Annotated in this window: 16 protein-coding genes; 4 read left to right on the top strand and 12 right to left on the bottom strand. The window is 52.6% G+C overall.

Annotated features, from left to right (window positions below):
- Positions 1–39: 39 nt before the first annotated feature.
- Positions 40–228, top strand: a complete 189-nt coding sequence (locus ACUTSW_RS16500) for a hypothetical protein (protein WP_445584903.1) — start codon at positions 40–42, stop codon at positions 226–228.
- A gap of 167 nt (positions 229–395) precedes the next feature.
- Positions 396–671: a putative quinol monooxygenase gene (locus tag ACUTSW_RS16495; RefSeq protein WP_445584902.1), complete on the top strand. Its 276-nt coding sequence runs from the start codon at positions 396–398 to the stop codon at positions 669–671.
- 174 nt (positions 672–845) lie between these two features.
- On the opposite strand, the gene ACUTSW_RS16490 is transcribed toward ACUTSW_RS16495, so the two are convergent.
- From ACUTSW_RS16490 to ACUTSW_RS16475, 4 genes are all read right to left on the bottom strand, one after another.
- The gene (locus tag ACUTSW_RS16490) at positions 846–1499 is read right to left on the bottom strand and encodes a haloacid dehalogenase-like hydrolase (protein ID WP_445584901.1); all 654 of its coding nucleotides are present in this window, start codon (positions 1497–1499) and stop codon (positions 846–848) included.
- Between the two features lie 200 nt (positions 1500–1699).
- Positions 1700–2164 carry an anaerobic ribonucleoside-triphosphate reductase-activating protein gene (gene nrdG / locus ACUTSW_RS16485; RefSeq protein WP_126527414.1) on the bottom strand — a complete coding sequence of 155 codons (465 nt, stop codon included), beginning with the start codon at positions 2162–2164 and terminating at the stop codon, positions 1700–1702.
- 168 nt (positions 2165–2332) lie between these two features.
- A complete protein-coding gene (gene nrdD, locus ACUTSW_RS16480; protein ID WP_445584900.1) occupies positions 2333–4471 on the bottom strand; it encodes an anaerobic ribonucleoside-triphosphate reductase in 2139 nt (712 codons plus the stop codon).
- Positions 4472–4685: 214 nt separating this feature from the next.
- Positions 4686–5591: a LysR substrate-binding domain-containing protein gene (locus ACUTSW_RS16475; protein ID WP_445584899.1), complete on the bottom strand. Its 906-nt coding sequence runs from the start codon at positions 5589–5591 to the stop codon at positions 4686–4688.
- A 104-nt stretch (positions 5592–5695) separates the two neighbouring features.
- Between ACUTSW_RS16475 and ACUTSW_RS16470 the strand changes: the two genes are divergently transcribed.
- Positions 5696–6220 carry an NAD(P)H-dependent oxidoreductase gene (locus ACUTSW_RS16470; RefSeq protein ID WP_197928818.1) on the top strand — a complete coding sequence of 175 codons (525 nt, stop codon included), beginning with the start codon at positions 5696–5698 and terminating at the stop codon, positions 6218–6220.
- A gap of 206 nt (positions 6221–6426) precedes the next feature.
- On the opposite strand, the gene treC is transcribed toward ACUTSW_RS16470, so the two are convergent.
- Complete coding sequence (gene treC, locus ACUTSW_RS16465) at positions 6427–8091, bottom strand: alpha,alpha-phosphotrehalase (protein WP_445584898.1); 1665 nt, start codon at positions 8089–8091, stop codon at positions 6427–6429.
- Positions 8092–8147: 56 nt separating this feature from the next.
- Positions 8148–9563 (bottom strand): PTS trehalose transporter subunit IIBC, encoded by a 1416-nt coding sequence (gene treB, locus ACUTSW_RS16460; protein ID WP_062869377.1) that lies wholly within the window; start codon positions 9561–9563, stop codon positions 8148–8150.
- A 523-nt stretch (positions 9564–10086) separates the two neighbouring features.
- Between treB and ACUTSW_RS16455 the strand changes: the two genes are divergently transcribed.
- Complete coding sequence (locus ACUTSW_RS16455) at positions 10087–10500, top strand: Exc2 family lipoprotein (RefSeq protein WP_073439998.1); 414 nt, start codon at positions 10087–10089, stop codon at positions 10498–10500.
- 109 nt (positions 10501–10609) lie between these two features.
- On the opposite strand, the gene ACUTSW_RS16450 is transcribed toward ACUTSW_RS16455, so the two are convergent.
- The 6 genes from ACUTSW_RS16450 to ACUTSW_RS16425 all read right to left on the bottom strand — a co-directional run bounded on the left by ACUTSW_RS16450 (position 10610) and on the right by ACUTSW_RS16425 (position 14921).
- Entirely contained in the window at positions 10610–10882 is a 273-nt protein-coding gene (locus tag ACUTSW_RS16450; protein WP_062869393.1) for a hypothetical protein, read from the bottom strand.
- Positions 10879–11514, bottom strand: a complete 636-nt coding sequence (locus ACUTSW_RS16445) for an S-type pyocin domain-containing protein (protein WP_445584897.1) — start codon at positions 11512–11514, stop codon at positions 10879–10881. Before ACUTSW_RS16445 ends, ACUTSW_RS16450 begins: the two co-directional genes overlap by 4 nt.
- 145 nt (positions 11515–11659) lie before the next feature.
- On the bottom strand, positions 11660–11932 hold the full coding sequence (locus tag ACUTSW_RS16440; protein ID WP_041416712.1) for a hypothetical protein: 273 nt from the start codon (positions 11930–11932) through the stop codon (positions 11660–11662).
- Between the two features lie 15 nt (positions 11933–11947).
- Entirely contained in the window at positions 11948–12430 is a 483-nt protein-coding gene (locus ACUTSW_RS16435; RefSeq protein WP_445584896.1) for an S-type pyocin domain-containing protein, read from the bottom strand.
- Between the two features lie 182 nt (positions 12431–12612).
- On the bottom strand, positions 12613–12876 hold the full coding sequence (locus ACUTSW_RS16430) for an immunity protein (RefSeq protein ID WP_445584895.1): 264 nt from the start codon (positions 12874–12876) through the stop codon (positions 12613–12615).
- Complete coding sequence (locus ACUTSW_RS16425) at positions 12876–14921, bottom strand: S-type pyocin domain-containing protein (protein WP_445584894.1); 2046 nt, start codon at positions 14919–14921, stop codon at positions 12876–12878. Before ACUTSW_RS16425 ends, ACUTSW_RS16430 begins: the two co-directional genes overlap by 1 nt.
- Between the last annotated feature and the right edge of the window lie 97 nt (positions 14922–15018).

The following is a 15018-nucleotide window of genomic DNA, read 5'->3' as shown; positions in this document are numbered from 1 at the left end:
GTTGCTGATGAGTGGCCCGATGCTATCTCAAAGGAGGAGATGGAAACGGAACAGAGGAATAAACCTGAAATGGATGCGAAGTTTATGTTCCAAGAGGAAGAGTTGCGCGAGAGAGTGGATGCCGCCTTTGAACGTTTAAGAACCGGTAAAGCGGTGTATATAAGCCATTCGGATGTAGAAAAAAGAATGGCTATATTCAAAGCGAAAATTCGGGGGCGTTATCGATGATAAGGTTGAGCTGTGCTGGCTCGGAGCTGAACTGACAGTTTCTGCGGTATCTGGCAGTCGGCTTTGAGCGAGGAGCGGATATTCCTATTTACTTTACTTTTAGCTGTTTGGTATAAATTTTATCGACAGGAAAACAGATAAAGCCTCAACCTAAGAAAGGGATTAGAATGATTAAATTGATCGGTCGTTTAGTATGCACAAGCGTCTATGAGGCAGATCTTGTTCGCCAGTATCTTCCTGAGCATAAGAGACTTACAAAAGAGGAATCTGGATGTATTTCTTTTGAAGTCACTGAAACAACGGATCCTCTGATCTGGAAAGTTGAAGAACTATTCAAAGATCAGGCTACCTTCGATGCTCATCAGAATAGAACCAAAGCTTCAGTGTGGGGAAAAGAAACTAGCACTATCACTCGTGAATATGAAATATTTGAAGTTGAATAGTAGTACAGCTTCTGATTTTTAGAATGACCGCATCCGATACAAAACAGATAAGCGCGTAGCTCTTATTTTCGCTAAGAGCGGAAATCTACTTTGAAATAGTTCAACCTACCTGTAGGTTGAATCTCGAGATTAGCGAGATATTTAGAATGTCACTTATACCCAGTTATAAACACCTTATGACCAATTAAGTAGTTTAAGATTTCTCACAACGTATTCTTTTTTGCATGTGGAGTTAATCAAATAAGGGTTTTCGCTATTCAAAAGGATAGGGTAATCATCATTAAAATCATCGGTGTAGGCTGCGTACCATTTTGTCGATACTCCTATACTCTTTATTCTTCTCACTTTCTCTTCATTCCTGCAGTGGGCACCTCCAATCCAACCACCAAATAAACCTTTGGATAACGGGGTTCCTATGACTTCAACATTAAGATTTACAGCATCTAGAATTTTAGATGCTAGCAACTCAGGTGCAGCAGTGGCAATTATAACTCGCCGGCCTTCTTTTAAATGTTTTAAAATCTCCTTAAATCCATCATCAAACCACCTGACACTATTTATTTTCCCATCTCTAATTTTAGATGAAAACGAAGAGAAACTGTCTATCATTTCTCTCTCATTCATCCTGAAAGATGCGACAAATAATAGCATGTATGCACCAATGAATTTTAATTTCTTGGACTTCAGAAAAACCAGAGCTATGGGGGCCAAGATGGCCGCACACAAGAATCTTAACTTCCCGGACTTAAACCTCATCAACATCCAAGCTTTGGTAGAATCGCCAGACAAGAGAGTCTTATCCAAATCAAAAATAACAACTTTACTCATAAATACCTCGTACAGCTTGCATAAACTTAAAATTGTTATTTCTATGAAGTTGACTATGAAGAAGATGGAGAGAGTCAGCAACTACATTTTAAGGCACCATTGCCCGCTCCCGACACAAACCCGCCTGCTAGATTGGCTTTATACTGTAGCTATGTCAGGTCGAGTCTGGGCTAATACATGTTGAGCCGTGTTTTGTTGGATCAACGCAGCTTATGCACCACCTGGTTAGCGCTGCCGCGCCAGATCAGCGCCGGGTCTTTCAGATCCTGCACAAACTTTCCGTCAATCAATACGTTAATCCTGTCCACCACCTGCATCTGCTGCGCATCCAGTTCCGCCAGCCGGTAGCCGGTCCATAGCCAGATATCCTTGCCGGGGCACTCGGCGCGCACCCGTTTCACCAGTTGCAAAATCGACGGGACGTTGGCCGGGTGCAGCGGATCGCCACCGGACAGCGACAGCCCCTGGCGCGGAATGCGTGCGTCGTTGAGATCGGCAATCAGCCGGTCTTCCATTTCCTGAGTAAAAGGCCGGCCGGAGTTCAGCCGCCAGGTACTTTTGTTGTAACAGCCGACGCATTGGTGCACGCAGCCGGCGACAAACAGCGTGCAGCGGGTACCGGGGCCGTTGACCACGTCGATAGGGTAGTACTGGTGATAATTCATGTGAGGCCTGCCCATCAGGCTATTTTACTGGCCATTTTGCCTCCGGGCAGTGCTGCAAATCCTCACGTACTGCGTGTACGCTCCGGTTTGTGCGCGCTGGCCGAAGACAAACTGGCTGCGACAATCACGCCTGATGAACAGGCTTCTGCATAGGCTGCACGGCGCTTTTCAGCCGAGCTGCCCATTGCCGAGGTGTTTCACCCGGCGCTTCACCTCTTCCTGCTTGCCGGCGTTGAACGGCCTGGCGTCCGGGCTGCCGAGGTAGCCGCACACCCGGCGGGTGACCGACACCTTGGACGGCTCGTGATTGCCGCATTTCGGGCAGGTAAAGCCCTTGCTGGTACAGGCGAATTCGCCGGTAAAGCCGCACTCGTAGCACTCGTCGATCGGCGTGTTGGTGCCGTAATAAGGCACGCGGCTGTAGCTGTAATCCCACACGTCTTCCAGCGCTTTTAAATTGTGTTGCAGGTTGGGGTATTCGCCGTAACAGATGAAACCGCCGTTGGCCAACGGCGGATAAGGCGCCTCAAAGTCCAGCTTGTCGTACGGATTGACCTTTTTTTCCACGTCGAGATGGAAACTGTTGGTGTAATAGCCTTTGTCGGTCACGCCCGGCACCACGCCGAAATCGGCGGTGTCCAGCCGGCAGAAGCGATCGCACAGGTTCTCGCTTGGCGTGCTGTACAGGCTAAAACCGTAGCCGGTCTCTTCTTTCCAACTGTCGGTCGCGGTGCGCAGGCGTTCAACTATGGCGACCGCTTTGGCGCGCAGCGCGGCATTGTCGTAAACGTGAATGCCGTTGCCGAACAGTGCGTTGATGGTTTCATGCAGGCCGATATAGCCCAGCGAAATCGACGCGCGGCCATTTTTGAAGATGTCGGCGATATTGTCGTCCGCCTTCAGCCGTACGCCGCAGGCACCTTCCATATACAGGATCGGGGCTACACGCGCCTTGATGCCTTCCAGGCGTGCGATACGCGTCATCAGCGCCTTTTTCGCCAGCAGCAGCCGCTGGTCCAGCAGGCGCCAGAAACGCGTCTCGTCGCCGGCCGCTTCCAGCGCGATACGCGGCAGGTTCAGGCTGATCACGCCGATATTGTTGCGGCCGTCGTGCACCAGTTCGCCATCTTCCTCGTAGGTGCCGAGGAAACTGCGGCAGCCCATGGGCGTTTTAAAGGAACCTGTGACTTTAACTACCTGATCGTAATTGAGAATATCCGGGTACATGCGCTTGCTGGCGCATTCCAGCGCCAGCTGTTTGATGTCGTAATTCGGGTCGCCGTACTGGTGGTTCAGGCCGTCGCGGATGGCGAACACCAGTTTGGGGAATACCGCCGTCTTGCGGTTCTTGCCCAGCCCGGCGATACGGTTTTTCAGGATTGAACGCTGAATCAGCCGCGATTCCCAGCAGGTGCCCAGGCCGAAGCCGAAGGTGACGAACGGCGTTTGGCCGTTGGCGGTGTGCAGGGTGTTGACCTCGTATTCCAGCGACTGGAAGGCGTCGTAACACTCTTTCTCGGTGCGTGCCATCGCATAACCCTGCGCGTCCGGGATTTTCCACTGTTCGGCCACCTGGCGGTGTTTTTCGAAGCTTTCGCTGACGAAGGGGGCGAGGATCTCGTCGATGCGGTTAATGGTGGTGCCGCCATAAATGTGGCTGGCCACCTGCGCGATAATTTGGGCGGTCACTGCGGTGGCGGTGGAGATCGACTTCGGCGGTTCGATCTCGGCATTGCCCATCTTGAAGCCGTTGGTCAGCATGCCTTTCAGATCGATCAGCATGCAGTTGAACATCGGGAAGAACGGCGAATAGTCGAGATCGTGGTAGTGGATCTCGCCGCGTTCATGCGCCAGCACCACGTCGCGCGGCAGAATGTGCTGCTTGGCGTAGTGTTTGGCGACGATCCCGGCCAGCAGATCGCGCTGGGTGGGGATCACCTTGCTGTCTTTATTGGCGTTCTCGTTCAGCAAGGCCATATTGCTTTGTTCGACCAGACCGCGGATCTCCTGGTTCAGCCGCCCGCGCAGCTCGCGGGCTACGTCGCGATCGTGGCGATATTCGATATAGGCGCGCGCCAGCTGCTTGTATTCGCCGGCCATCAGCTGATTTTCCACCGCCTGCTGAATGTCATGGATATCCACGCGCGGCTGTTGCGCCATCTGTTGAGCGACCACGCGGGCCACGGTTGCGCAGTAATCGGCATCGACAACCCCGACGGCCAGCGCGGCCCGTTCGATAGCCTGCCCAATACGTGCCTCGTCAAAAGAGACCTGACAACCGTCCCGTTTAATCACTACTGGTTTCACGTTTCGACTCCTTGTTCCCCGAAGGATAGGTTATCCACAGGGTAACGCCGCAGCGCGCAAGGGCTCCGGCGGCGTGTGGATGAATTTGTGGATAACTACTATATATAGGTAATTTGCTTTCTTTACGCACTATATATAGATATTAGCGGGGGTCTTTTGATGTAGAACAAGGAAAGCGGAAGAGCGTGCGCAACCTGTACAGACGTCAATCTGCTCACGAGCGATCGCGAAAATGTGCCAGCAGGAAGTCGACCCAGGCACGCACCCGTGGCGGCAGATCCGCAGAGGCGTAGTACAGCCATAGCTGTGTCGGCTGCGGCCAGCAGCCCGGCAGCACCGGTTGCAGCGTGCCCTGCGCAAAATGGGGCTCTGCGTACCAGCTTGCCAGGCAGACGATACCCAGCCCGGCCAGCGCGGCATCCAGCAGCATCTCCGGCCGGCTGGCGACCAGGCGGCCATGCAGCTCCAGGGTGTTGGTTTCGCCGTGCTGCCGCAGGGGCCATTTTACGCTGCGGCCGTTGGCCGGATTGCGGTGCAGCAGGCAGTTATGCCGCAACAGATCGTCAGGATCCTGCGGCGTGCCGCATTGCGCCAGATAACCGGGGGACGCCGCCAACACCATCTGCATTTGATACAGCGGCCGCGCTACCAGCCGGCTGTCGGGATCGACCCGGCTGCCGATGCCCACGTCAAAGCCTTCGCCCACCAGATTGACGACCCGCGCATCCAGCGAAAGATCGAGGTCGATCTGCGGATAACGCTCAAGGAACTGCGGGATCAACGGCATCAACATCTGGCGGCCGAAGCCGGGGATCATGCTGACGCGCACGGTGCCGGAGGGATCTTGCTGCGCGCCACCGGCGTTTTCCAGCGTGGCGGACAGCGCCTGCCACAGCGGCGCCACCTGCGCCAGCAGCGCTTTGCCTTCGTCGGTCAGCACCACGTTGTGGGTGTTGCGCTGGAACAGACGCAGCGCCAGCTTCTCTTCCAGCACGCGGATATTTTTGCTGACTGCCGCCGGGGTAACGCCTAACTGGCGGGCGGCGGCGGAAAAGTTTTGCGCCTGGGCGGCGCTGAGAAAAGCCGGCAGCAGGCGATGCACGTCAAAGGGCAGCGACATAATGGTTGATACTTTTGGTTGAAATTGAAGTGACAGAGAACAGCCTACACCCCGGGCGAAGGAAATGGAAAAATGCGATATCAATTTTCAACCGAGGATCTCTTATGTCACGCATTTTAGCGTTAACCGCTCACCGCTTTCCCGATGATTCACGCGTCAACAAGGCGCTGATTGAGGCGTTGAACCCGCTGCCCAACGTTACCGTACATGAACTGATGCGCGCCTATCCGGATTACCGTATCGACGTGGCCCGCGAGCAGGAGCTGCTGCAAAGCCATGACGCGGTAGTGATGCTGTTCCCGTTTTACTGGTACAGCTCGCCGGCGATCCTCAGCGAATGGCAGGACGCGGTATTAACCTACGGTTTCGCCTATGGTAGTGAAGGTACCAAACTGCACGGCAAACCGCTGCAACTGGTGGTGACGACCGGCGGCAATCCGCAGGCCTATACGCCGGAAGGTTACAACCGTTATCCGGTGGCGGACTTGCTGCGGCCATTCAATGCCATGGCCAACCTGACCGGCATGGATTATCTGCCGCCGCATCTGGTGCAGGGGGTGTTTGATATGAGCGATGAACGCCTGGCGCAAGAGGCAGCCGGGGTGGTGAAGCTGCTGCAAAAATTGTAGGGCGCAGCGGGTTGCTGCACTGCGCACATTGTGGCTGCTAAATAGCTGCGCCGAATAGTGTTACAGGTAGGGTCATGCAGAGCGCCGACACGCCGTGAACCCGTCCCTGGGGCTCGTATCGCGCATCCCTGCGCTCAACGGTCGGCTAACCTGCAATGCTCCCACCTGCCTCAAGCTTAGGGTGCAGCGGTATTAAACGCAGTTATTTAGTCCTCCAGCAGCCACCATACCGCTTCGAACGGCCGCAGGGTCATCGCCTGCGGTTGGTCCGCCGCATCGGCGTAGTTGCCCATCAGCGGGCGCCACTGGCTGGAAGGTTCCACGCCTTCGGCATCCCAGGCCAGCGGTTCGCGGCTCAGGTTGGCGGCCACCAGCAAACGCTGCCCGTTCCAGCTGCGCTGGTAGCACCATAGAGCGGGGTGCGCAGGCGCCAGATCCTGATAGTCGCCGTGGGTCAGCAGCGGATACTGCTTGCGCAGGGTGATCAACTGGCGGTAGGCGTAAAACACCGAATCCAGATCGGCCAGCGCCGCTTCGGCGTTGATCTGCGGGTAGTTTGCCGCACAGCCAATCCAGGGTGTGCCTTGGGTGAAACCGGCGTTCGGCGCGCCGCTCCACTGCATCGGCGTGCGGCCGTTATCGCGCGATTTGCCGGCCAGGATCGCCAGCAGTTCGGCGTCACTCTTGCCCTGGGCGCTCAGTTCGGCATACATGTTCAGGCTTTCCACATCGCGATACTGCCCGATGGCGCTAAAGCCCGGGTTGGTCATGCCAATCTCTTCGCCCTGATAAATATACGGCGTGCCCTGCATGCCGTGCAGCACCATGGCCAGCATTTTGGCGGCCGGCACCCGCAGTTCGCCCTCATCGCCGAAGCGTGAAACGATGCGCGGCTGATCGTGGTTACACCAGAACAACGCGTTCCAGGCGCGGTTATGCATACCCTGCTGCCAGTGGCGGAAAATCTGCTTCAGTTCGACGTAGTCCGGCGCCGCCAGCGTCCATTTTTCCCCACCGGCGTAGTCCACTTTCAGGTGGTGGAAGTTGAAGGTCATCGACAGCTCTTCGCCGCTGCGCGCCGCATACCGTTGGCAATGTTCCAGCGTGGTGGAGGACATTTCGCCGACGGTCATCAGGCCGCGCGGTTGGAACACGTCGCGGCTCATCTCTTGCAGGAATTCGTGAATGCGCGGGCCGTCGGTGTAGAAACGGCGGCCGTCGCCCTGAGGATCGGACGGGAAATCCTGCTGCTTGGAGACCAGGTTGATCACGTCGAGACGCAGGCCGTCGACGCCCTTGTCCGCCCAGAACTGACACACCTTTTTCAGCTCTTCGCGCACTGGCGGGTGTTCCCAGTTGAGGTCCGCCTGTTCGGTGGCGAACAGGTGCAGGTAATACTGGCCGCTGTCGGCGTGCCACTGCCAGGCGTTGCCGCCGAATTTGGAACGCCAGTTGTTCGGCAACGCATCGCCTTCGCCGTCGCGCCAGACATAGAACTGGCGGAACGGGCTGTCAGGGTCTTGCGAGGCCTGGAACCACGGGTGTTCGGTCGAGGTATGGTTGAACACCATATCCATCACGATGCGGATGCTGCGCTGGTGGGCGGCGGCAATCAGACGATCGAAATCCTCCATGGTGCCGTAGGCTGGATCGATGGCGCAGTAATCCGCCACGTCATAACCGTTGTCCACCTGCGGGGAGACATACACCGGCGTCAGCCAGATGGCGTCGACGCCCAGCTCCTGCAGATAGTCCAGCCGCTGGGTCACACCGGCCAGATCGCCGTAGCCGTTACCGGTGCTGTCCTGAAAACTCTTCGGATAGATTTGGTAGATGACACCGTTCTGCCACCAGGGGATTGGATTGCTCATAGTTATACCTTTGAATCGTGACAACGGGCCCGGCGTACCGGGCCCCTACATTTCAATCAGACCGGCAGTTCGCCGCGGGCGGCTTTGCGTTTGTAGACCATGATGGTCAGCAGCATTGGGATCACCACGGCCACCACAATCGCCGCCGAGTAAACCAGCCAGAACTGCGGTTTGATGGACAAAATACCCGGCAAGCCGCCGACGCCGATGCCATTGGCCATCACGCCGTCCAGGCCGCAGATCAGGCCGGCGAAGGCGGAGCCGATCATCGCGCACAGCATCGGGAAGCGGTATTTCAGGTTGATCCCGTACATCGCCGGTTCGGTAACGCCGAGGTAAGCGGAAATCGCCGCCGGCACCGAGATTTCACGCTCGTTGGCCTTGCGGCTGATGATGATAATGCCCAATACCGCAGAAGCCTGCGCAATGTTGGACAGCGCAATCAGCGGCCATACCGGGGTGCCGCCCATGCTCTGGATCATCTGCATATCGATGGCCAGCGTGGTCTGATGCACGCCGGTAATCACCAGCGGCGCATACAGGAAGCCGAACAGCGCGGCGCCAATCGGGGCGAAGCTGCCGGTCATGACGGCTTTCACCGCCCAGGCTACGCCGTCGCCGATCATGCGGCCAAACGGCCCGATCAGCGCGTGCGCCAGGAATACCGCCAGCAGCAGTGAAACGACCGGCACCACCACCAGATACAGATAATCGGGCACGATCTTTTTCAAGCGGGTTTCAATCCAGCCCAGCGCCATACCGGCCAGCATGGAAGGGATCACCTGCGCCTGATAGCCGACTTTTTGAATGGCGAACCAGCCGAAGTTCCACACTTCCGGCACTTGCTGCCCGAGTTGGTAAGAGTTCATCAACTGCGGGGAGACCAGCGTGACGCCCAGCACGATGCCGAGTACCGGCGTGCCGCCCATTTTTTTCACCGTCGACCAGCAGATGGCCACCGGCAGGAACATGAAGATCGCTTCACCGAGCAGCCACAGGAAGTCGTAGATGGTTTTCCACGCCGGGTGCATTTGCGCCAGCGTCTGGCCGCCGGACATCGGGATGTCGCCGATCACGTTGCGGAAGCCGAGGATCAGACCGCCGCTGATCAGCGCCGGCAGCAGCGGGAAGAAGATTTCGGCGAAGTGGGCGATGGCGCGCTCGCTCCAGGTCATGTTCTGCCGCGCGGCGACCTTGGCCTGCTCCTTATCGGCCTCGTTGAGGCCGGTGGTGGCGATCAACGCCTGATAGTAATCGCCGACCTCCGGGCCAATCACCACCTGGAACTGCCCGGCGTTGGTGAAGCAGCCTTTGACCATCGGCAAGGTTTCTATTTCTTTCGGGTTGGCTTTGGCGGGGTCGTTAAGGACGAAACGTAACCGGGTAATGCAATGGCTGACGGTGGCGATGTTATCGCGTCCGCCCACCAGCACAATCAGGCGGTCGATATCCTGTTGTTTAACTTTGCTCATTATAAAGTACCTTTTTTGGGTAAGGCGCAGAGGTGTTGGCTGAGTAATGATCAAAGCTTAGTCATTCCCCTTTTTTTATGGAATGGGAACGTTCCCGGTTTGGGGCGACGATCACAAAACGATAAAAAATGACCGCATTATGCATTCTGCCGGGGGGCAACAATCTCGGATCGAGAGGGGCGCCCGCAAAGCCGCAAAAACATCCTGCAGACTCCGGCCGGTTGTATTATCCTGAACCGGAATAACAAAGAGTTACCTCTCTTTTATTGGGCAAGAGGTCGGTTGCAGACTGCTGACAAAGCCTGTTATTAGGGAGAGCGTGCCGAAGGGGTCGTAGCGGCTTGCCGCCGGAGCGCCCCTCGGTGCGCTAGGCCCGGGTATCTCGGGTTCAAAGACAACTTTGTCATTAAACTCAGTTACCTTTCCCTTATCGGGCAAGAGGTCGGTTGAATACATCAATACTCACTGCTTTTTCAACGTGATGCCGGTAGCGGCATCGCAATACACTTTTCAAGGAAGAATAATGAATCTGATAGCCCGCCGTACCCTTATCTTGTGTTCCGCGCTGTTCCTGAGTGCTTGCGCCAGCCAGCAAACCAGCCCTGAACGTCACGCCCGGCATGCCATTCATCAACTGGCCCAGGCGCACTTTGATCCCAATACCCGTACGCAGATTTCGGACTCGATAAAATCGTCCATTCCGTTTTTTGACCAGTTCTACCAGATAGGGAAAACCGATCGGGCTAATGGCATGACGCGCCAGCAGGCACAGCAGAGGGAGGCCGAGTTCCGCAGCCCTGAATTCCTTAGTGACGTAGGGCAAAAAGGGATATTTATCAATCGCAAATATTCGACGGATAACCCGCAAAAACAACGGCAGATCCTGCTGGATTCTGCCGTTGCCACCTACTGGGATGGTTACGAAGGGCGGCCTTGAAGGGCATAGATAAATTGATAGCATAGTAAGAGGCTATTAATGAAAAGGCCCAACAAACGAGAATTTGTTGGGTGTTGTTTTAATTAAATTTACCGGAAGAGTCTGGAGGTTATTCGATACCGTATTTTTTCTCGGCTACAAATTTTGGCTCTTTCCAGTTGGGGCCTTTTTTAACAAGCATTTTATCCCCCCATACCACAATGCCATTCTGGCGTAACTGCTCGAATACTCGCATAAACTCACCATTTCCAATTACTGAGAAATTGTGACGACTAAAGAATCTGTCCATTTGGGGATAACCAAATCCACCTTCGCCTCTTACTAAAAAGGCAATGACATCAGAAATATTTTCTTCTTTCGCTAAGCGATCTAGATCAATCATTTTAACATCCTCAACTCTTGTTCTTCAGCAGCCTTTAAAGCTTCTTTCGTATATAGCAGAACTTCGTCATTACCTAATTGATAATCTTCTAAAGTTGCCGTATGAGTATTATTCCAGACCTCCCCAGAATTATAGGGAAGTTTGCCATCCTCAACATCTAGATTACGGTATCTTTCAAGCTCTCTAATCTCATGTGTATAAAAACGCCTGTCGGTATCAGTGGCCTGCAGTTCTCCTTTCAGGATATTTTCCAAGCGGTTAATCATCACTTTGTTGGCATCTGACTCTGTAAACCGTCCTGTATGCAGTTTTACCTTGTCTACACCTGCACGGTCAATTTTAGCGGTTTTCCAGTCCAGATTCTGGATAGGCCCGCCGGCTTTCTCCGTATGGAAGTCGCGCCCTCTGTACTTGCCTTTGGCATTGCTTTCCCCATAAGGCTTGCTGACCATCACATAGATAGCTTCAACACCGACTTCCGCTGCATCCGGCTGCCACAAGATAAAATCTTGCAGCTCCTGGACGACATCCGCAGGGAAGGTCGTGACCACGATACTATCAGCCTGCCTGACATTGGTGCCGGTATGTACCGGCGTCCTGGGTACCGGCGAACCGTTGCCGGGAGAGTTCACTCGGTATTACATAGATAGTTTCAACGTCAGTTTTCGGTATGACGATAAATCATATGCACGATACAGATGCCATCAACGAAAACACCCAACAAACGAGAATTTGTTGAGTGTTGTTTTAATTAAATTTACCGGAAGAGTCTGCAGGTTATTCGATACCGTATTTTTTCTCGGCTACAAATTTTGGCTCTTTCCAGTTGGGGCCTTTTTTATATCCAGAAACGATCGCACCTTGGCTGATAAGAACTTTGGTGTCTGAGATTAATTTTGTATTGTATGACTCATATTTTTTATCTGCCTTATGCAAATTAAAAAATCTATCTAACGATGGATGAGACATGCCTTGTTCTCTGCGTCCAATCAAGAACAAGATAACGTCTTTCATCTCCTCGTGTATTACCATTTCATCGAAATTTACCATGTCCAAGTACCTCGATTATTTATTCACTGAATCTAACGCATCTGGCGTATATAAAAGTGCGTCATCAGAGCTTAATTTATAGTCTTCCAAAGTGGCAGTATGGGTATTATTCCAGACTTCACCTTCATTTTCAGGAAGTTGACCGTCTTTTACGCCTAAATTCCTATACCGTTCCAATTCCCTTACTTCATGCGTATAAAAACGCTTGTCGGTATCGGTTGCAGCAAGCTCACCCTTCAGGATTTTCTCCAGACGATCAATCATCACTTGATTCTCTAGCGCCCCCTCAAACCGCCCAGCATGCAGTTTTACCTTGTCTACACCTGCACGGTCAATTTTAGCGGTTTTCCAGTCCAGATTCTGGATAGGCCCGCCGGCTTTCTCCGTATGGAAGTCGCGCCCGCTGTACTTGCCTTTGGCATTGCTTTCCCCATAAGGCTTGCTGACCATCACATAGATAGCTTCAACACCGATTTCCGTTGCATCCGGCTGCCACAATATGAAGTATTATAGTTATTTGAGTTCATCCGCTGGGAGGCTGGTTGTGGCTAACCCAACTATTTATTTTAAGGGAAATGCGATGAATGGATAGAGTAAGACGATAACGTTAATAAAAAAGCCCAACAAAATAGAGTTTGTTGGGCTTTGGTTGAAATTAGATTCCAATCAGTATTGGTAAACTATTTGATACCGTATTTTTTCTCGGTCACGAATTTGGGGGCTTTCCAGTTGGGGCCTTTTTCCGGTAATGGTTTTCCGGTTTTTTTCAATTTTCCTTCTTTAAACAATCGTTGGTGTGTTTTTAATAACTCACCATTTGCAATAACGTCAAATTTGTAACGAACATACATCCGATCAATACTAGGATATGGTGTTCGTGGGGCAAAATGCAAAAGAACATCTTCTACACTTTCATTTTTGTAAATACCTTCAAGATCTAACATTATTTACCCTCCTCTGATTTTCGATACGCCTCTTCGGCTTCAGGCGTATACAAAGGCTCATTTATCTCATTAACCTTATAGTCTTCCAGAGTTGCAGTATGAGTGTTATTCCAAACTTCATCATAATTTTCTGGTATATCCCCATCTTTAATCCCCAGATTCCGATAACGCTCAAGTTCTCTGACTTCATGCGTATAGAAGCGTTTATCGGTATCAGTGGCGACAAGCTCTCCTTTCAAAATTTTCTCCAGACGGTCAACCATCACCTTATTATCGGCTTGCTCTCCAAACCGTCCTGTATGCAGTTTTACCTTGTCTACACCTGCACGGTCAATTTTAGCGGTTTTCCAGTCCAGATTCTGGATAGGCCCGCCGGCTTTCTCCGTATGGAAGTCGCGCCCGCTGTACTTGCCTTTGGCATTGCTTTCCCCATAAGGCTTGCTGACCATCACATAGATAGGTTCTACACCCGACCCCGTGGCATCCGGTTGCCAGTAGATGAAGTCCTGCAGCTCTTTAATATCATCCGCCGGGAAGCTGGTGGTAACTATACTATCAGCCTGTTTTACTGTCGTGCCAGTATGCACTGGCGTGACGGGGGCAGGCGAACTGTTTCCGGTATGAGGAGGTGCTGTCGGCCCGACCGGAGCTGGGTTAACCAGGATGGTTCGCGACGGTGCACCTCCCACCGCAGGAAGCGTAATCCTATCCAACCCGGTTTTTTCATCACGTACCGCCTTTAGAATAGACACGCTCGCGGGTACGCCACCTATACCCGTTTTAACCAGTCTGACCTGTTGCTGACCATTCTCCATAACTAAAGAGCCACGGACCGGTAAGTCGACAGAGTGCATTTCCGGCGAAATGCTGACTTTGCCGGCAGCGATTAGATTGGCCTGAAAGCCAAACATGACAATGTCGCGTCCGTAAAGCTTGTCGCTGCCTTCCCCTGCTTTTGTGGGCCAGAAGCCCATAACTAAAGCGCTAACAGTTGCCCCTGCGGTGCTGACGGTTGCGGCTTCAGCTAACGCAATAGCTCCTCGCCACACAGCCCCGGCTATCGAGCCCGCCAACTCGCTGGTGGTGGTCAAAACACCTTCGGCGGCGGTTGATAGCTGTAACATCCCTGGGGCACGATTTAGCACCATCGCTCCCACAGCTGCAAGGGACGCTTGAGCCGATTTAACCATTTCTGGTGTGTAAACCGGAGTAGGTTTTACTCCAGCTTTGGTCATTAACTCCGCTGTTTTCGCTCTAGCCTCCGCCTCGGCTCTTGCCTTGGCTTCTGCGTTGGCTTTTGCCCTGGCCTCTGCTACCTTCTCATTTTCCGGACGATATCTTTCCAGTACCTCTCCGCGGTTTATCCTTTCAATATCCTTTTTAGTATTTTCAATATTGGCAATAGATATCGCAAGATTATTTTTATCTTCGGATATCAGTTGGTTCGTTTTCCCCTTATCTACCTCCCTTTTCTTTATATAATTCTTGGCATCATTTGCATCGCTTTCATTAACAGGCCACCATATTCTCCCATTATTTAGTATAATATCGTACTCGATGTATTTAACTGCGTTTTCCTCTGCGGATATTCTCGCATTTATTTCACCTTTAATCGCATTCTGTAATGCCAGTAGTAACTTAGCCCTTTCTTGTGCCGGAGAGTTCTTGCTGTTATTAAGTGCTATCTCAGCATCTATCCTCTTATTCTGAAAGCCACTCAGACTTTCATCAAGGGTCAGTTGCTTCTGATGAATTTCATCAACGGCTATGGTGAGCTCATATTGGTGTATTTTAGCCACGTTTCTGGCCATATCTAAAGCATTCACCGTCTGAGAGACCGAGTCTGGCCTGAATACCAGCGACATCCCTAATCCGTTATTGATGGTGTTTAAATTTCCACTGATTGTTCCACCTTCATAAGCCTCAACGCCCATGGCCGGCTCTGTCGCACCTGAATTGTCTCCTGGTATAAAACCTCGCTGCCAGCTACCGTATGCATTAAGGTAATAACCTGCAGCAGTTAGCTTTCCTACGTCAATAGCCATAAAAACTCCTTGTAGATAATTCTCTTTATTTATCCATACGCGGTAATGCTATTCGTTCAGTGCATTTCGCTCTGAGAAATTCGGTAGTGATCTGTTC

It is taken from the genome of Serratia sp. TSA_198.1 (assembly GCF_052686505.1).
Note: the sequence above shows the minus strand (reverse complement) of the source record. Positions and strands in the feature narration are given on the sequence as shown.